15 protein-coding genes are annotated in these 17398 nt (G+C 57.5%); 7 read left to right on the forward strand and 8 right to left on the reverse strand.

The window, feature by feature from the left end; translation table 11 throughout:
* Positions 1–238: 238 nt before the first annotated feature.
* Positions 239–805, reverse strand: a complete 567-nt coding sequence (locus ACH2EH_RS05890) for an RICIN domain-containing protein (protein ID WP_395139849.1) — start codon at positions 803–805, stop codon at positions 239–241.
* Positions 806–871: 66 nt separating this feature from the next.
* On the opposite strand from ACH2EH_RS05890, the gene ACH2EH_RS05895 reads away from it, so the two are divergent.
* The 5 genes from ACH2EH_RS05895 to ACH2EH_RS05915 all read left to right on the forward strand — a co-directional run bounded on the left by ACH2EH_RS05895 (position 872) and on the right by ACH2EH_RS05915 (position 8118).
* Positions 872–3382: an NB-ARC domain-containing protein gene (locus tag ACH2EH_RS05895; RefSeq protein WP_395139851.1), complete on the forward strand. Its 2511-nt coding sequence runs from the start codon at positions 872–874 to the stop codon at positions 3380–3382.
* Between the two features lie 116 nt (positions 3383–3498).
* Positions 3499–4125, forward strand: coding sequence for a CHAT domain-containing protein (locus tag ACH2EH_RS05900; RefSeq protein ID WP_395139853.1), 627 nt, complete (start codon positions 3499–3501; stop codon positions 4123–4125).
* Between the two features lie 151 nt (positions 4126–4276).
* Positions 4277–4723: an STAS domain-containing protein gene (locus ACH2EH_RS05905; protein ID WP_395139855.1), complete on the forward strand. Its 447-nt coding sequence runs from the start codon at positions 4277–4279 to the stop codon at positions 4721–4723.
* A 72-nt stretch (positions 4724–4795) separates the two neighbouring features.
* Entirely contained in the window at positions 4796–6769 is a 1974-nt protein-coding gene (locus ACH2EH_RS05910) for a DUF1800 domain-containing protein (RefSeq protein WP_395139857.1), read from the forward strand.
* Between the two features lie 5 nt (positions 6770–6774).
* Entirely contained in the window at positions 6775–8118 is a 1344-nt protein-coding gene (locus tag ACH2EH_RS05915) for a DUF1501 domain-containing protein (RefSeq protein ID WP_395139859.1), read from the forward strand.
* A gap of 33 nt (positions 8119–8151) precedes the next feature.
* Here the strand turns inward: ACH2EH_RS05915 and ACH2EH_RS05920 are convergent, their stop codons facing one another.
* Genes ACH2EH_RS05920 through ACH2EH_RS05930 form a run of 3 tightly spaced genes read right to left on the reverse strand, consistent with a single transcriptional unit; the run spans position 8152 to position 11001 of the window.
* Complete coding sequence (locus ACH2EH_RS05920) at positions 8152–8700, reverse strand: ankyrin repeat domain-containing protein (protein ID WP_395139861.1); 549 nt, start codon at positions 8698–8700, stop codon at positions 8152–8154.
* Positions 8701–8707: 7 nt separating this feature from the next.
* Positions 8708–10672, reverse strand: a complete 1965-nt coding sequence (locus tag ACH2EH_RS05925; RefSeq protein ID WP_395139863.1) for a DUF6785 family protein — start codon at positions 10670–10672, stop codon at positions 8708–8710.
* 50 nt (positions 10673–10722) lie between these two features.
* Positions 10723–11001, reverse strand: a complete 279-nt coding sequence (locus ACH2EH_RS05930) for a nickel-binding protein (protein WP_395139865.1) — start codon at positions 10999–11001, stop codon at positions 10723–10725.
* Between the two features lie 42 nt (positions 11002–11043).
* Here ACH2EH_RS05930 and ACH2EH_RS05935 point away from each other — a divergent pair, with 42 nt between their 5' ends.
* The gene (locus ACH2EH_RS05935) at positions 11044–12216 is read left to right on the forward strand and encodes an ROK family transcriptional regulator (RefSeq protein ID WP_395139867.1); all 1173 of its coding nucleotides are present in this window, start codon (positions 11044–11046) and stop codon (positions 12214–12216) included.
* Between the two features lie 221 nt (positions 12217–12437).
* Here ACH2EH_RS05935 and ACH2EH_RS05940 read toward each other — a convergent pair whose 3' ends face one another.
* Together ACH2EH_RS05940 and ACH2EH_RS05945 are read right to left on the reverse strand one after the other, a co-directional pair.
* Positions 12438–12611 (reverse strand): hypothetical protein, encoded by a 174-nt coding sequence (locus ACH2EH_RS05940; protein WP_395139869.1) that lies wholly within the window; start codon positions 12609–12611, stop codon positions 12438–12440.
* Positions 12612–12660: 49 nt separating this feature from the next.
* A complete protein-coding gene (locus ACH2EH_RS05945) occupies positions 12661–13539 on the reverse strand; it encodes a PEP-CTERM sorting domain-containing protein (RefSeq protein WP_395139871.1) in 879 nt (292 codons plus the stop codon).
* Between the two features lie 145 nt (positions 13540–13684).
* On the opposite strand from ACH2EH_RS05945, the gene ACH2EH_RS05950 reads away from it, so the two are divergent.
* A complete protein-coding gene (locus ACH2EH_RS05950) occupies positions 13685–14161 on the forward strand; it encodes a hypothetical protein (protein WP_395139873.1) in 477 nt (158 codons plus the stop codon).
* A 180-nt stretch (positions 14162–14341) separates the two neighbouring features.
* On the opposite strand, the gene ACH2EH_RS05955 is transcribed toward ACH2EH_RS05950, so the two are convergent.
* Entirely contained in the window at positions 14342–15397 is a 1056-nt protein-coding gene (locus ACH2EH_RS05955; protein WP_395139875.1) for a hypothetical protein, read from the reverse strand.
* A partial coding sequence (locus tag ACH2EH_RS05960; RefSeq protein WP_395139877.1) for an ATP-binding protein occupies positions 15384–17398 on the reverse strand: 2015 nt, incomplete at its 5' end. The genes ACH2EH_RS05960 and ACH2EH_RS05955, both read right to left, overlap by 14 nt.

Here is a 17398-nt window from a genome sequence, read left to right on the forward strand (position 1 = left end):
AAACCGTTCTTTAGGGCGTCCTTCCCTTCAGTTTGCTGATCTACTAGGCTGGGAGTGATTGACTGGGGCGAAGCCTCTTAATTCACAACAAGCGTTGAAATCGGCGTCTAGGAGCCTCGTCCCTCGGCTAAGAAGTCGCTCCGCGACTGAGAACTTAGGAACTCAGTAGTCGCGGAGCGACTTTTTGGCCGAAGGTCCTCAGACGCCTACTTTCAGTGGGCGGATTTGGGTTTGCCAACTATTTGGCTAGCACAAGCTGGAACATCTGGTTCTTGGCTTTTTTTCTTGGCTTTAACTGGACAATCTCTGCTCCCGGTTCTTTTGATCTACCGGCTATGCCCATAGCCATTCCGCTGTGTCGGGCGATTAAAGAATAAGAATCTCCATTCTTCGTTACTTCCCACTGTTGATTCTGAGCTCTTGGTCTAGCATCCCATTGAATAAGAACGGCATTCTCTTCGGTAGACCCACCTCTGACGTTTAGTGCTTTTCCGGACTTCCTATTGGTGATTTCATAGTATTTTCCCATCTTCACAAATTTCCATTGTTGCCCTTCTGCATCTTTTCCAAAAGAAACTTGAAATATCTCCTCGCCACTCTCTGTTTTTCCTCCAGTACCTAGGTACTTCTGGCTATTGACACTCTGAATATGGTAGTACTTACCATTCTCTGGTTGCGCCTGGGCAACCTTACTGGTGAGTAGGAGAGAGCCAGCAATAACTAAGGGCATGGCAAATCGAGTCAGTAAAAAGCCGCCGCGCGTGAGGCGCTGGGCTTGGGTTGGTTGTGAAATATTGTTTTCCATGAGGCTACTCTAACACCCCACCCTGAAAGATTCCTGAAATGCTAAAAGACGCTATAATGAGGCTCTATGTCCACGTGCTGGCGCATCGAACTATTCGGCGGTCCTCGCCTTGTCTCCCAGAGCGGGGAGAGCGTTAGCCACTTCACGACTCAGAAGGCGGCGGGGCTGCTTGCCTATCTCGCCCTGACACTTCCGCGCTCGCACCCGCGTGAGGTGCTGGCCGAGCGTTTCTGGCCCGAGAAAGACCCCGCGCTGGCGCGCAACAGCCTCTCGGCGGCACTCTCCGCACTACGCTCGGTGCTGGGCGAAGTGCTGGTGAGCGATAAGTTCCGCGTGGGGCTCAACCCGAGCTGTATCACCTGCGATGTGGCGGAGTTCGAGGCAAAGCTGGCGGCGGGCGATGTGAGCGGTGCGGCGCAGCTCTCAGGGGCGGAGTTTCTGCCGGGCTTCTACGACGACTGGGTGATTGCTCAGCGCGAGCGGCTGCAGGCGCGTTTCGAGGCGTGTTCCGAGAGTGCGGCACAGAGCACGGTTGGGAAAGTGGGGCGGCTCTACGGCTTTCCTCTGATCGAGAGCGGCTTTATCGGGCGTGAGACGGAGCACGAGCAAGTCCTCCAGCATCTCTGGGCGCGGACACGGCTGCTGACACTCAAGGGTATGGGAGGTGTGGGCAAGACCCGCCTCGCCCACGAAGTGGCGCGGCACTGCCGGGAGAGTTTCCCGGGGGGCGTTTTCTGGGTGCCACTAGACGATGTACGGAGCGGCGATGCCCTCCTGCGACGGGTGGCAAGTGCGCTGCGTATCACCCTTCAGCCACTGGTCCCAATTGAGGAACAGCTAGGCCGCGTGCTCGCTCCACGGGGACGGACACTCTTGATCCTGGATAACACGGAGCAGATATCTGATGCCCCCACAGCCGTTCGGAGCCTGCTGGCCAGTGCGTCCGAGTGCGTGTGCCTGGTGACCTCACGCCGCAAGCTGGGCCTACGCTCCGAGCTCACACTGGAGCTCAGCCCGCTTCCTCTCCCCGCTGCCGAGCGGCTTTTTCGGGAACGCGCCGCCGCTTCCCAGCTGGGTGTTCTCCTGCCTATGGAGAGCACCACAAGCGTGACGGAGCTGTGCCGCCGTCTGGACGGCCTGCCCCTCGCGTTGGAGCTTGCGGCGGCCCGCATCACAACCCTGACGCCTCAGCAGATGCTGGATAGGTTTGAGGAGCGCTTCCGCCTGCTCCAGAGCCGGACAGTAGACCTGCCCGAGCGGCATCGCACGCTTCGGGCAACCATTGACTGGAGCTACGAGGTGCTAACGGACGACGAAAAACTCCTGCTGGCTCAGCTCTCCGTGTTTGTGGGGCCGTTCTTCACCGAAGATGCTGAGACGGTCTGTGTGGGGGGCGATGTTCTGGAGGGGCTATTGGTTCTGCGCGAGAGCTCGCTTCTGAGCAGTGCGCAGCTCGAAACCCAGCGTGAGGCCCGTTTTGTTCTGCTGGAGTCGCTGCGGCTCTACGCCGCCGAGCGCCTGACGGAGCTTCCCGAGCTCCAACAGAGCGTTCGAGAGCGTCATGCCGCACACTATCTCACGCGCGCCGAAGCGCAGCTTAAGCGCTTCAACACCTCCACCGAGGCCGAGGCGCTCCGCCTCCTCGATACCCTCGCGGCTAACCTCCGGGAGGCTCTGGCGAGTTCTGGGGAGTTTGCCCCCCGACTGGCGCTCGCGCTGGCCCGGCCTCTGCAGCGACGAGGCTTCTTTCAGGAGGCCATTGCCCCTCTGGAGCGCGGGCTCGCGGTGGCACGCCTGCCAGAGCTGCTCTGGGAGCGGGCCGGGCTACACTTTGATCTGGGAGAGCTGGCCGCGGCGCGGGTTCTGGCAGAGGAGGCCCGCACAGGCTACACCGCGCAAAACGATCTGTTGGGAGTCGGGCGTTCCGAGGATCTACTCGGGCAGATCCTCTACAAAGAAGAAGCCTGGAGCGCGGCACGGGAGTTATTCCGCAGGGCGCTGCTCACGCTCACCCACTCCTATGTCCTGACTCGTTCTGCGGAGCCCGTAGGAACCTCCTCCCCCGAGGTGCTTGAGATCTCTATTGTGAAGAACAATCTCGCCCTAGTAGAGCTGGGCGACCCCAACGGCGATACGGATCAGGCCATCGTGCTGCTCACGGAAGCCCTGACCGTCCATCGAAAACTCGGCGACCTGCGAGGTATCGCAGCAACCGTCACCAACTTAGGCAACCTCACGTTTGCGCGGGGAGAGTGGGACACGACACACCAGCACTTCACGGAGTCGCTGGAGGTAGAGATGGCTCTGGGCAATGTCTTTGGGATTGCACGCGCCCTCAACAACCTGGGAGAGACGCTAGAGCAGCAAGGGGAGGCGCAGACGGAGCCAGCACTGCGCCACTATCTTGCCGCGCACCAGCTCTTCAATGAGATTCGCCACGAGTATGCGGCCTATACGGACGGGCTGATTCAAGGGCTCGTGGAAAAAAATGCGCTCCCTGAGGCGCAGCTTGTCGTGCTTCGTGGCGAGCTAACGGGCAAGAGTATGGAGGCACTGGTGCAGGTACTCCAACAATGATATTTCTGCCACTTCTCGTCCTCTTCACTTGCCTTCTGCTTACCTCCAGCCCGCGACTCTCCCCCGCAAGGCCGCCCAGTCTCCTAAGCTCCTCGTGCTGGCCAACCCTCAGTTCGATGCCCAATCGCCCCATAACCGCACCGAATCGCGACTTATTTCTGCCACGGGGAACACGCCTTGTGGACTTGCCCGGAACGCAGCGCGAAGCCGATGCGCTCACAAAGCGCTTTCCAAAATCTTCTGTCTACACACGCAATAAAGCACAAGAGAGTGTTGTTAAAGCCACTGCCTCGCAGTTCCAGCGTATCCACTTAGCCTCCCACGCCTTTGTCAATGATGCCGCGCCACTTCTCTCCTCTATTGTGCTGGCAAACCCCACGCTTAGCAGCGGCGATGATGGCTTTCTGACAGCCCGCGAGATCTTCGATTTAGACCTCTGGGGTGTGGAGGTGGTCGTGCTCTCCGCCTGCAACACGGCACGCGGACAGGTGCAAGACGGCGAGGGTGTAATCGGGCTGACGTGGGCGCTGTTTGCGGCGGGCTGCCCCACGCAAGTGTTGTCCCAGTGGGCCGTAGACGACTCCAGCACCGCCACTCTCATGACGCGTTTTTACGACGGGCTCGCAAAAGGCACGGGCAAGAGTGCCGCGCTCCGACAAGCCGCCCTGCAGGTTCAGAGCGCACCGAGGCACAGCCATCCCTACTACTGGGCTCCCTTTATTCTCATTGGGGATTCGCGCTAGAAATAGAGTTTTGGATTTCAAAAAAGTGTGCTGTTTGTGATCTCTATGTCACAGTTGACCTGTCGCCTTTACGGTATTTCCCCCGTGAGGACACGGTATTTCCGGGCGTTTTTTACCTAAAGGCATTAATGTTGCTCTCTTGCCCTGAGTTATGAACGAGCCTATTTTTTATGATGCGGAAACGGGCGAATCACGTCCGGTTTTCTCAGCGCCGCGTCGGGGACGGCCCACCGCCCAGGTGCCCGCGCACCTCCTCTCCGTGAGCCAGAGCTGGCGTGCGGATAGGAGCCTAACACTGATAGTGCAGGGACGTCTCGACTTGAATACGGTTCTCTCGTTTCGGGATGCCGTCTTCAGTGCACTGGGGGAACGCCCCCGACGGCTGATTCTGGATCTGAGCCCTATTCGGCTTGTCGAATCGGCAGGAATTGCGACCCTCGTAACTCTGGCACGGGTTGCGATGCTTGTGAAAGTCCCCTGTCATATCATCGCCTCCGAGGAGCTGAATAGCCTTTTTTTAGAGACTGGGCTGGATCGCCTGATGGAAACCCCCGAGCTGAGTGGCGAAGTGATTGCCCGCAAGCTCCTCCTTGCCTAGTAGGGAATTACTTGCCTAACGGGGTAACGCGGTACGGGTGAACCTGAGCGCCTTAGTAACGTCCAAACGGGTATGAAGTTCCCGACCCTTTGTTTTACGCTGGCACTGACGCTGGGGATCGCCTTTCCGGCGCTCAGTGCGGACAAGCCGCTCACGGAGGAGCAGCGCATTGTGCATGTTTTGAACCGCCTTGGTTTTGGCCCCCGCCCCGGCGACATCGAGCGCGTACAAAAACTTGGCCTTAAAGCCTATATCGAGCAGCAGCTTCACCCCGAGACACTCAAAGACGATGCCGTGCGCACGAAGACAGCGGGTTACGAGGCGCTCAAGCTCACTGGTCTGGAGATCGCGGAGATGGAGCGCAGTGTCCAGATGAATAATGGTCGTCTGCTCCAGCTTCAGAACCAGCTCTCTCAGCGTGGTGCCACGGGCGCATCGCAGGCTATCCAGAACGGTGTCGCCGCCGCGCAGACCGGCACGCCCCCGCCGCAGCGGCAGCAGGCGCAGGGCATGCTGGAAGTGATGCGTAACGCCACCCCGGAGGAGCGAAAGCAGCTCGAAGAGGGACGGATGGCGCGGCAGAAAGTCAACGACGCGGGCTCGCAGCTCGTGATGAACAAGCTGGTGCGCGCCGTGGAGAGTGAGCGGCAGCTTCAGGAAGTGCTGGTGGACTTCTGGAGCAATCACTTTAACATTGATGCCACCAAAGTTCGGGCGGCGAAAGTGGTGGATGAGGAGCAGGCGATCCGGCCCCATGTGCTGGGTACGTTTAAAGAGCTGCTCGCCGCCTCCGCGCACTCCGCGGCCATGATGCTCTATCTTGACAATGCCCAGTCCGTGGCCGCCCAGCCCGAGCGCCCCACGGGAAATAACGATCGGCGTCCACAGTTCACCCTGGCACAAGTCAAGCAAGGCGCCGAGCGTGGCCTGGCTCCCGCTGTGCAGATGATGGCACGGGTGCGAGAGATCGCCAAGAACCAGGACATCACCGAGGAGAAAGCCTACGAGCGCCTCTCCGGGCAGGGAATGCCCAACCGCCCCTCCCCTCTCCTCCAGCGCCAGAAACAGGGCCTTAACGAGAACTACGCCCGTGAGATCATGGAGCTACACACTTTGGGGGTGGACGGTGGCTATACCCAAAAAGATGTCACGGAGCTGGCACGCTGCCTCACTGGCTGGGGAGTGCGCGGTGGACGCTATGGCGGCGAGTTCGAGTACCACGCGGGCCTCCACGATCGCGGCGAAAAAGAGGTGCTGGGTGTGAAATTCCCCGCAGGCGGTGGTCAGGAAGAGGGCGACAAGATGCTCGAAGTGCTTGCCAACCATCCCTCGACCATAAAGTATCTCTCGACAAAGCTTTGCCGTCGCTTTGTCTCTGACAATCCGCCTGCAAGTTTGGTGAACAAGTGCATTGGGACATGGAAAAAGACCGACGGTGACATCCGTGCGCTTCTTGCGACGATCACGAGTAGCCCGGAGTTCTTCAGCGCTGCGGCCCATAAGTCCAAGGTCAAGTCCCCGTTCGAGTTTGTGGTCTCGGCGACACGTGCCCTCGGGGGAATGGTAGAGACCGCGCCGCCTGCCGCTCCTGGTGCGTTTGGCGGCGGCGGTATGGCAGGAATGCGGCTCGGGGCGGGGATCAATATCTTCGCACCCAACGGGGCGGGGCAGACCAATCAGCGCCTGCTGGCCGGTCAGGTAGGCCTTCTGGGCCAGCCGCTCTTTAACTACGCCTTCCCGACAGGCTACCCCGAGGACTCTAGCAAGTGGGTTTCGAGCGGCGCACTGATCGGGCGCATCAATTTCTCACTGTCCCTAGTCAATGGCCGTATCAGCGATGCGGATCTGAGCAAGTCATTGCCCTTCACAGAGACGCCTAGCAAGCCCACTCCCGCGATGATCGAACTCCTAGGTGAGCAGCTCACGGGTGGGGCGCTCTCGAGCGCGACTGTAAAAACCCTGCAAAAACAAACCGAAGGCGACGAGTTCTCGATCAAGCGCCTCGCCGCTCTCATCCTGGGCTCACCCGAGTTCCAGCGGAGGTAAACACAATGAACGTATCACGACGATTGTTTCTGAAAAATGGCGGAGTGGCCTTGGCCTCGGTGGGGCTGGTGCCCGCCTTTGGGCCGTCGTTCTTGCAGCGCGCGGCGCTGGCACAGAACTCCCTGGGGGGCAAGAAGAAAAAGACCCTTGTCTGCGTCTTTCTGCGCGGCGCGGCGGACGGCCTCTCGGTGGTGGTGCCGCACGGCGAGGCGGAGCTCTACCGGGCGCGGCCCAATATCGCGATTCCCAAAAATCAAGTGGTGGATCTGGACGGCTTCTTTGGGCTGCACCCCGCGCTGGAGCCACTGGCCAAGATCTACAAAGACGGTCACTTGGCCGCGGTTCATGCCTGTGGCTCGCCTAATGGGACGCGCTCACACTTCGATGCCATGGACTACATGGAGAGCGGTGCCCCAGGCAGCAAAGCAGTGCACGATGGCTGGCTCGCACGGGCGGTGTTGCAGTGTCCGCAGGATCGGGCGAACCTGAAAAAGTCCCCGTTTCGCGCGGTAGCCTTGGGCGGCGGCCTGCCCACGGCGCTGAAAGGCGACGCGGGCGCACTGGGTATCCCTGATCTGCGGACGTTTGGCATTAATGATCCGTCGGCGACCCGGCGCAATAACGGGCGGCGCGGCGACTCCGGTGCCGACGAAGCGATGATGGCGGGGGCGTTTGCCACGGGCAGCGCCGCGGGCGGCTTCGAGGCGCTCTACGATCAGGCGGTGGGGGATGTCTTGCACGGCACGGGTAAAGAGAGCTTTGAGGCAATTAAGATGCTGCGCTCCGTGAACCCCGCCCGCTACACGCCCGCGAGCGGCGCTGCCTACCCCAGCGGCAAGCTCGGCGACTCGCTGAAGCAGATCGCGCAGCTCATCAAGGCCGATGTGGGGGTCGAGGTGGCCTTCGCCGATATCGGCGGCTGGGACACGCACGCCAACCAGATTCAGAACGGCAACCCCGCGCAGGGAAATCTCTCCAACAAGCTCCGCGAGGTCGGTCAGGCACTTGCTGCGCTCTACGCCGATCTGGGCGACAAGATGGACGATGTGGTGGTGCTGACCATGAGCGAGTTCGGGCGGACGGTCAAGCAAAACGGTACCGGCGGCACGGACCACGGCCACGCGACCTGCTTCCTTGCGCTCGGTGGCTCGATCAAGGGAGGCAAGGTCTACGGCGACTGGCCCGGCCTCACCCCCGAGAAGCTCTACGAAAACCGCGACCTCGCGATTACCACCGACTTCCGTTCCGTGTTCGGAGAAGTCGCGATGAAACACTTAGGCGTCCCGGATCTGGCGAAACTTTTCCCCGGCTTCGACGGCGGCACTAAGTCGTTCCGAGGGCTGCTGTAGCGGCCTCATAAACGAGGCCCGCTCGCTTCGCTTCTACGGCTTTGCTCCCGCTTTTATCAGTAGCGCGATCAGCTTGGGGCGCTTTACCTCTTTGGCAAGAGAGAGTGCTGTCATGCCACTGGACGTGCTCAGGTTCGGGTCGGCTCCGTGCGAGAGCAGTGTGGCGGCGAGCGTACTATCTTCGTTGCCTACTGCCGCCATAAGAGGAGTCATACCGTTTGCATAGGTCAGGTTAGGGTTGGCCCCATGTGCCAGCAGAGACTTCACAACCTCGCCCTGTCCCGACCAACCCGTTCGGATTAGCAAAGGAACCCCTTCGTCGTTGGTACGCGACTGTCCTGCCAGCCAAGATGTCAGGGTCTCTTTGATGTCTATCCCCTGATTGGGCATGCAGTATAGATTCGGGTTGGCACCGCGCCGCAGCAGCGCCTCGATCTCCTGCGGCTCACTGGTCTCATCCAGCACAGCATGAATAAGCTGCCGGTTCAGAGCACTAGGCGAGAGCATCGCTGCCCAGTAGGTGGCTCCTCCAAACACGAGAAGTCCAACAAGAAACGCGGGTTTGACACGGATATTTTTCATGGGATTTCTATCCAGGTGCGAAGTCGTAGGTCTTGATATTGATGATACGGCCTTCATTGAGAAAGAGCGAGAGCAGGCTCCAGAATGCGCCGACGGCGTACTCGCCGAGAATCAGGCCGAACATGAAGGGCATCACTTGTCGGTGGAGCTTCAGGCCCCCGTAGCGCAAGACTCCGGCTTTGAGCACCGTGCTGATGATCAAGCACATCCAGTAGTACTCGGCTCCAAACGTGAGCGCAATCGCGTAGCCCGCCGGATGCAAGGGCCAGCCGACGAAGCGAGCGCGTAGAAACGCCATGCCCCACGCGGCGAGCGCCCCGAAGCCCATGGCGATCTGGCCGGGGATGTCCGGGGGGATCGGGGTGTCAATCCAGCTCTTGACCTGCTGGAACTGCCCCCAGTTGTGGTTGGTCATCTGGTTCACCCCCGAGACATACTGAAGATGCGTCCCCGCCCAGAAGCTCGCAAAGCCGCCCACTAGCAGCGCGAAGACCATCGCCAGGCCCATGCCCTTCATGTCCACGCCGCTCTGGCTGCCCATCTTCATCGCCTCAAGCTGGCAGGGCATCGGGTGGGTGCGGTAGCCGCGCCCCGTGAACCACCAGAACATGCTCATCATGGTGAGGTTCTGCGAGCCCACGCCCTGGGTGCCAAAGAGCATAGTAAGCAGGCTGGAGCCGTTGAGCTGGAACGCCATCTCGTGGGCGGGCGGGCCAAGCTCGGCCCGCAGCCGGGTGATGCCCAATGAGAGCAGAAAATAAAACCCGAAGAGCCCGATCACAATTCCCCAGCTCATTCCCGCTTTCAGGCAGAAGAACATCAGAAACGCTAGGCCCGCCAGAATCCCTAAAAACGCGGTTCGGTAGCGTAGCGGCTCTTTAGAGTCATCAAGCGCGAGTGCTGATTTGGGGTCCCAGATCGTCTCCCACACGGCTCTAAGGTGCCCCCGCGCGCTCCAGAGGGTGATTGCCAGAATGGCGAACCAGGCTCCGAACTGTTGTTGGGTGAGAAACGGGAACACCGAAGTGGGCTTGGGCTGGATGCCGATATCTAGCGCCAACACATTAAGCCCCAGCTTCACCAGATAGAAAAACCAGAGCGAGAAGCTCAGATCCAGCGGCAAAAAATAGCCCAGCGCGATAATAAACGGATAGAGCGGCATGGGAATCCAGTTATTAGCGTTCCACGGCGGGCTGGTAATGTACTGCGCGAGATTATACGCACCGAAGTCGTGGCGTACCGGAATTAGAGGAAGCTGCGGGTAGAGGGTCGCTAGCCCGTTCCAGATGTCTAGACCGGCTCCTAAACAAATCCCCAGCCAGAAGGGCTTGTGCTTGAAGAACGCGATATTGCCGCCGCCCTCGGTCATTGCCATGGGAAGCTGGACAATGGGGTAGGCGAGCTTCTCGTTGTCCATCCACTGCTTGCGGATCAGCACGTTCATGCAGATCATGACGGTTCCGAGTGCCACAATAAAACCCGTCCACCAGAGAATCGGCGTCGCCCAGGCCAGTAAGTGCTTGGGTGTGTAGAGTAGCGCAACCGATGAGCCGTAGTAGACCGGGCGCAGGATCTCCAGGTCTTTGACCATTAAGTGATCCGGGTAAAACCGATTGAACTTATCCCAGCCCATGGACTCGTTCTGCGCCTGAAACCACATGGGAAAGCCCTGGACAGCGGGAATCCCGAGCTGCAAGCTATCGTGCCCGGCGAGCGCGGTGGCGATATTCATCATCACATAGACCGTGATGAGCTCGCCCTGGGAGAAGGCGTACTTTGGGACAAAGCGCTTGAGCACCCCGATATTGAAGAGCACCATGAGGAGCAAGAAGAAGATGCTGTTCCAGAAGAGCGACATCGCCGACGCGTGGTTGGAGTGCCAGACACCCTCGACCTGGATGACCCAGTAGGCGTTGACAAACATCAGAACTGCGCCGATCAGCAGGATTCGCGGGGTGACGCTACGTTGCATGGGGCTATTATGCCATAAATCCCCCCCACCCAGAGGGTACCCGGCGGGGGTTAGGGGGGTGGCTCGGCGGGCCGGATCACCCCGACATGGCCTTCCAGCTCTAGCTGCGTCACGGCGTCCACGGGAAGCCCCATGCGCTGGCAGAAGTCGAGGACAGCCTCTTTGCTGGGGGCTTCTAAAATCCAGACGATCTGCCCCTCAGTGGGGCTATGAAAGCTACGATAGCCGCGCACCACGGAGTCGTGTTGGCCCCGTGCGGCGATCTCCTCGATTCGCTCCAGGGTGAAGGTACCGGGCGGGAACGTGTGAACCGAGAGAAATCGAGGCATGGATTATTGTACCCGGCGGTTTGTCTGTTACAATAAAAGCCTATGGCATCGCAGGGCAAGATTCAACCAGGGTTACTAGGACGTATCAACGAGTGGCGTGTACTAAGAGCAATCCAGCGGCACGGCGCACTCTCCCGAGCAGAGCTGGCACGTGCCACGGATATTACCGCGCCGACGGCTTCCAAGGCTGTCGAGACTCTCTTGCGCGATGGCTGGCTGGTGGAGGAGGACGATGTTGATATTCGGCGTGGACGTCCGGCCAAGAAGTTGCGCTTGCCTGCGGAGGGAGTTCAGGTGCTCGGGGTTGTTGTGGACCGTCCCCAATGTCGGCTTGTCGTGGGGGGGCTGGACGGAACCATCCGGGAGGAGATCCGCTTCACGACGCCCGACACCTACGACGCCTTGCTCACCACGGCCTTGGCTTGGGCGCGCACAAAGCTCGCCGTTCCTGGGATGCGCACCGATGGCCTCTGTGTGGCGCTGCCCGGCCTGCTGGACTACACCGAGCAGCGCGGCTTGCTCTCCCCCAATGTCCACCTCACCGACGGCAAGGCACCGGCCCGGGATCTTGCGAGTGCCCTGGGGATTCCCTGTGTGCTCATCCACGAGATTCATGCTCTTTGTCTGGCAGAGCGACACTGTGGGAGTGCCCAGAGCCTCGAGGACTTCGCTCTGATGGATCTCTCGACGGGGGTCGGATTCACTGCCGTGCTGCGCGGCCAGCCCTTCACGGGGCACCGGGGGCTGGCCGGAGAGCTGGGGCACATCACGGTGAACCCGACGGGGCGGCTGTGTGGCTGTGGCAACCGGGGCTGCCTGGAGACGGAAGTTAGTGATCTCTCCCTTCAGGAGGCGATGAGCGCCGCCAGTTTAGACGAAGCCGTGGCCCGCTACAACGCGGGAGAGACAGCGGCCATTGATGCGCGCCTCGACTACCTTGCTATCGGAATCGCCGCTGCCCTCCACTTGTTCAACCCTCCAACACTCTTTTTGCACAGTCGGTTTCTCTCCGAGTGCCCGACACTACTTCCCAAGCTCCGTGAGCATCTGGTGATTCGAACACTGCGGCCCGTCTGGGAGGACTGCACCATCGCACTAGCGCAGGGCAATAAATCGCAGGGAGTGGTCACCGGCATCCTCGAGCACCTCACCAACGCCCTCCTGCCTGCCTCGCTGCAAGAGTTGCATCGCCTCGACCCCGGCCTCACTCCCTGAGTCTTCTGAACGAAGCGCCGGCTCATGAGGGAGCAGTAGCTGCTCAATGGCGTGGGAATCCCCGGCTCTTGCTGCCGCAAGAAGCGAGGGAATGGGCGGTACGGCGATCTGCCGCGTCTCTGCCATAACCATGGGTTTCTCCTGTTATCATAGAGCATGGCACGAGCGAAAAAGAATACAGAGGCAAAAAATAAATTCTGCCCCGGTGAGATTTGTGAGGATTAGGCCGTCGCGATCTGGCACACGGTGGGAGTGGGGCGTGTGCGCTGGAGTTCTCGGGCGTAAAAGCAGATGTCACGTGCCAGCACCTCAAGCTCGGCATCGAAGCCATTGCGCAGCAGTCCTAGCAGCCGCTCGACCGTGGGAAAATCCGGCAGACCCTCGCCCATCGGCACGGAGACATACGCCAGCCCGAGCTTCTGGCAAAGAGAGAACCGTTCGATTTCATGCTCTCGCTCCTTTCCGATTTCGCGTCGCCATCCCGCCGATAATTCCAAGTGCCAGCAGGCTCAGCGTGCCGGGCTCGGGGGCGGAAGTTTGAGTGGTGCGAAAGGCGATAGCCCCCACGTGACCGGAGAAGTTACCCACCGGCGAAAAGCTCCCATTGACGTTGGTGGCTGAGATCTTCCAGAGGCTGGTGCCGTTGCTGGTGGCGAAGAGTTCATCAAGGCTATCGCTGTAGGCTCCGTCCCAGGTGCCCGCAGGCACAGCGGCATGGAGTGCCGCCGCTCCGGTGCTGAGATTGACATCCGCGAGAAACCCGGTGGGGCTGGAGTCGAGTGAGTAGAAGATGCCTCGCTTCGAGTCATACGCCGCTGCATCGTTATCAGGCACTGCGGTCGTTACGCCGAGGGAGGTCATGGTGCCGGTGGTCGTGATGCTGTAGAGATCGCGTGTCAGGGACAGCGACCCAAACGCCGGGGCCCACCGTGTCAGTACCATGCTGTTCAGAGAGTGAACATACTCCAGTGCCTCAAAGGCCCCCACCGACGAGTACACGCCCAGGGGAAAGACTCCCATCACTGCGCCCGTCGCCGGGTTGATCTGGTGGAGCTTGTAGAGGTCGGTCGCGAACTCATACCCTACGGCGTAGAGCTGGTTATTATTGGGATTGTAGGTCATCGTGGCGAAGCTCGTCCCGCCCGTGAAACCCGCTCCCAGCGCCCCAATCGGACTCGTCGCCGCCGTGAACGGGCTCACCGAGACCAGCAGAGACTGGTTCTGGATGCCATAAAACGTCCCTAGCTGTGCGTGTGCACTCTGGGGAACAAACAGAGAGATACCAAGTGTTAGTGCTAGTCCCACCCCGAATTTTTTTATCATGCCTTTGTCCCTTGTTTTTGTTGAATTTAGAACTGGACAAAGTATAAGAGCAGTGTAATCTTTCTACAGCCCCTGAATGGGGGCATTTTCCTCTCATTGGGAAGAATTGTTTTCTGCTGGTACAATGTGGGTCAGGAGGTTGACCATGAATGATGAAGTGAGCTGGAACTTGACTCCAGCAGAGCAGATAGAAGTAGACACCGCAATTGCAACCCTACAGCGAGTTTTAGGTCCAAAATTTAAGCATCTGACACCGCAGGATCGGCAAGAGCGCCCCAAAATGGGCGATAAAACCGTGGCATTTGTCGAGAAAGTGCTGGAGTACGCAGAGAGCCATCCACAGTTCCTTCCACCGTACGTGGAGCACGCCGCTTTAGTGGTAGATGTGACCGGCGTGGTGGCGCTCTCCCCGCTTGCCCATGCCCTGAGTGCGCTTGCGGTAGGCGCAGAGGATACCCGGATGCTCGCGGGCAGCGAAGCCTACACGGCGGCGCTCGCCTACTACCAGAGCGTCAAAACAGCGGCACGGCGCAAGATACCCGGAGCCGAGGCGCTCTACCGCGACCTTGCGGAGCGGTTCCCCGGAGCCCCGCGCAAGCAGCCCCAAACCCCGACTCCGTAGCAAAAAGCCTCCGCGCCGGGTGATTTTATTCCGGCGCGGAGGCTGAGAGAGTCGGTATCGCGGCTCAAAGGCGCGAAGCGGGCGCTCCAAAAACCGAAGTGGGAGTTCCAAAACCCGCCCTCGAATCTTTGAAGCCCCATAGGGAGTTCGGAGGGAGGAGGGAGTACCTCTGAGGTACTCCTACACCCCACACCAACCACTACCGTCAAGGACAGCCAGAGAAGCATTAGCTCCATTTATGGTAAACCCGGCTTTATGGCAGATTTGATAGGTATATCCAAGCGGACAACTTGTTTGTTCAATGACACTGGTAACCTGAAACGTCTCCCAACCATTCGTCATATTAAAAACGAGCATTGATGGGATTTCCCTAGCATTCGATGGTAAACCAGTGGATGGTGTCATTACACAAACCTGATTTGATGAGACTAAATCATTAAATAACACATTTATGAGTTCAGGATTCTTTATCATTGCTACATAAATATCATATTCATCTTGTTTTCCTATTATTGGTGCACCATTTAAGAAATTTTGTGTATCGTAATGTATATATCCAATTTTTAATGTGTTTGGAATAGGTAAAGAGATACGTAAAACCCCTGCTTTAGTTAATCCTCCACTGCCATCGGGAATATCATACATGATTTTTTTGAATTTAAAGATCATTGTTTGATATATTTGTTTTAATGTTGTTCCAAAATAAAGCTCTTGCTTTTTGGGCATTGGACAGCACACTGTTATATTTGGAGAACCAGAACTGCCCGTAAAAACATACGTCTTCGTAAGTCCTTTCCTATAAAAGTAATGGAGTCTCATTGGCGCTACTTGTTTATATTGGTTTACTTTTGTTATTCCTTGTTGGTGCTTAGAATTCACACTTGCTAAAAGTAACACAACTTTGCTAATTAGTGTAGCAATGTAACTAGTCGAATTAATCCCTAATGTTGTTGCTGCTGATTGAATATTTGTCACCGTCAACAAGCCATTCATCACTGCGGATATATAAATCAAAATGACCATGTCTTTTTCGCTTAGAGGAGTGTTATTATTTGAATCGTTAAGTAGATCCATTATTTCCACTATTGCATTGTCAAATCTAATCAACTTCGGATGGGTTGCCATTATTTGGAATGTTCCGTTATACAACTTGAAGAGAGTATCAAACTCTACATCCGTAAGTGTTTCATGCCATACGATTTCTTTAATTGTTCCTGCCATTTCAGCTACAACCATTTCCTATCCCAATATAGGGGATTTTTATTTTCTCGTTATCATAAGAAGTAATTCGAGCATGGATAGTATGCCACATGTAGTCATCTGTTGCCTGCCCCCAAATAGGGGCATTTACCTGTTTTTCCCAAAAAATAATTCGCGCCGTATGGCTGCTCGTAGCGAATCGTGAGCCAATCTTGAAATGTTCTCTCTCTGCTAGTATATAGGCGAAACATGCCGCCTCATTTTCACCCACCTCTTCTAGTGCAGGAGCAACAAACTCTAACATTCGTGCAACATAAAATGGATTTTTTTCTTTAATTGCAGCTTCTAACATTTCAGACAGCAAAACAAAACCATAATGGAAATTCTTCATCGCAAAATAAGACTTAATCATGTAATGACAATGAACTTGATTTGTTATTTTGTCCGAGCCAATAATATTTCTTAATTTTTCACAGTATTCATTAGTTTTTCCAAAATTATTTTTTAATAATGATATTCTATTACAAAAAGAATTCAATATAAGATTGATTTTATCTTCTGAAATTTTACATTTCAATATATTAATAAAATATTCTGCTTCTTCAATGTCTTTCATATCTATCCTTTGTGTAATCATGTTAATTAATGCTCCTATATACATTTTCTCATCTCTTATTTCTTCTGTCAGATACAACCAGCGATCCCAGTACAGCGCGGCTGCATCCTCTTTGCCTTGCCGACGAAGCAGCGCTCCTCGCAGACTACAAAATCGGGCTAATGCTCTCTTGTCTTCGATATGCCCATCCACCGAGTCCATCAGGCGCTCAAAGAGAGACCAATGTCCACTCTCAAAAAGCTTTCCTCCCAGTACATCAAGCCAAGAATAGAGCAGATCGTAGCGTTCGGCTTTCTCCGCCCAGTCCATTCCGCGACGTAGATTCTCGATGTCTTTTACCAAGAGCTTCTGCATCGGGCCTACGCCTTGCTCCTTGAAGCACACTTGGACACGTTGCGCCATCTCTTCCACCGACTGAGCATGACGGGATCGAGTGACGGCTTCGTCCCCACTTTCGGAAAGCACTTCCTCGGCGTACTCGCGAATGACGACCAGCATGTCGTAGCGAGGGGTTTCTGTCTCGTCGAAGGTGACGGTGAGGAGCGAGTGGCTGTGCAGCTCGTCGAGGGCATCTAAAACCTCCATGCCACAGCCCTGGCAGACGGTCTGAGCGGCTTCGAGGCTCCAGCCGCCGCGAAAGACCGAGAGGCGGGCGAAGATGCGCTTGAGCTCGGGGGAGAGAAGATGAATAGACCAGTCTAAAGCCGCACGGAGGCTCCGGTGGCGCTCGCTGGTGGCGTGGCGACGGTTGACCAAAAAGCGCAGGCGGCCTGAGAGCTGGTCGCGCATCTGCACGGGGCCCAGCACGACGCTTCTTGCGGCGGCAAGCTCGATGGCGAGTGGCAAGCCCTCCAGAAGCGCGACGATTTCTTCCACCACGGGCAGCGATGCGGGGTTCTGGGCGAAGTCCGGGCGGGCGCGGCGGGCGCGGTCCAGAAATAATGCCACACTGGGGGCGTGGGGCAGCGGCTCTAAAACGCGCTCCGTCTCGCCGCGAATCCCCAGGCGGCGGCGGCTGGTAATCACGCAGCGGAGCGCGGGGATGTCTTTGAGCAGACCCTCCACCAGACGTGCGCCGTGCGTGACAATCTGCTCGAAGTTGTCTAAAACCAGTAGCGGTGCATCTTGCTGAATCAGGGCATAGACAATCTGCTCGCGCGGCGGGGCATCGCCTTTGGGTAGCGCGAGTGCGACGTGAATCGCCTCGAAAAAGCCCGCGTGGGCATCGCTGACTTCCGCAAGAGGCACAAATATAGCCTCCGGTAACGCCTGGCGTGAGAGCCGCGTCTTGCCCATCCCACCCGGGCCGGTGAGCGTCAGAACACGTTCACCTTTGGGGGGCTTGCTGGCCCACTCGCGCACGGCTAGAACATCGGCTTCCCGGCCATAGTAGCCATCCAGCCCTTCCAAGAAAACTCCCC

It is taken from the genome of Armatimonas sp., assembly GCF_043760365.1.
GTDB lineage: Bacteria > Armatimonadota > Armatimonadia > Armatimonadales > Armatimonadaceae > Armatimonas.

Bases quoted from the DNA above. Each gene is read 5' to 3' on its own strand.
- ACH2EH_RS05890 (WP_395139849.1), bottom strand. From the start codon at position 805: ATGGAAAACAATATTTCACAACCAACCCAAGCCCAGCGCCTCACGCGC.
- ACH2EH_RS05895 (WP_395139851.1), top strand. From the start codon at position 872: ATGTCCACGTGCTGGCGCATCGAACTATTCGGCGGTCCTCGCCTTGTC.
- ACH2EH_RS05900 (WP_395139853.1), top strand. From the start codon at position 3,499: ATGCCCAATCGCCCCATAACCGCACCGAATCGCGACTTATTTCTGCCA.
- ACH2EH_RS05905 (WP_395139855.1), top strand. From the start codon at position 4,277: ATGAACGAGCCTATTTTTTATGATGCGGAAACGGGCGAATCACGTCCG.
- ACH2EH_RS05910 (WP_395139857.1), top strand. From the start codon at position 4,796: ATGAAGTTCCCGACCCTTTGTTTTACGCTGGCACTGACGCTGGGGATC.
- ACH2EH_RS05915 (WP_395139859.1), top strand. From the start codon at position 6,775: ATGAACGTATCACGACGATTGTTTCTGAAAAATGGCGGAGTGGCCTTG.
- ACH2EH_RS05920 (WP_395139861.1), bottom strand. From the start codon at position 8,700: ATGAAAAATATCCGTGTCAAACCCGCGTTTCTTGTTGGACTTCTCGTG.
- ACH2EH_RS05925 (WP_395139863.1), bottom strand. From the start codon at position 10,672: ATGCAACGTAGCGTCACCCCGCGAATCCTGCTGATCGGCGCAGTTCTG.
- ACH2EH_RS05930 (WP_395139865.1), bottom strand. From the start codon at position 11,001: ATGCCTCGATTTCTCTCGGTTCACACGTTCCCGCCCGGTACCTTCACC.
- ACH2EH_RS05935 (WP_395139867.1), top strand. From the start codon at position 11,044: ATGGCATCGCAGGGCAAGATTCAACCAGGGTTACTAGGACGTATCAAC.
- ACH2EH_RS05945 (WP_395139871.1), bottom strand. From the start codon at position 13,539: ATGATAAAAAAATTCGGGGTGGGACTAGCACTAACACTTGGTATCTCT.
- ACH2EH_RS05950 (WP_395139873.1), top strand. From the start codon at position 13,685: ATGAATGATGAAGTGAGCTGGAACTTGACTCCAGCAGAGCAGATAGAA.
- ACH2EH_RS05955 (WP_395139875.1), bottom strand. From the start codon at position 15,397: ATGGTTGTAGCTGAAATGGCAGGAACAATTAAAGAAATCGTATGGCAT.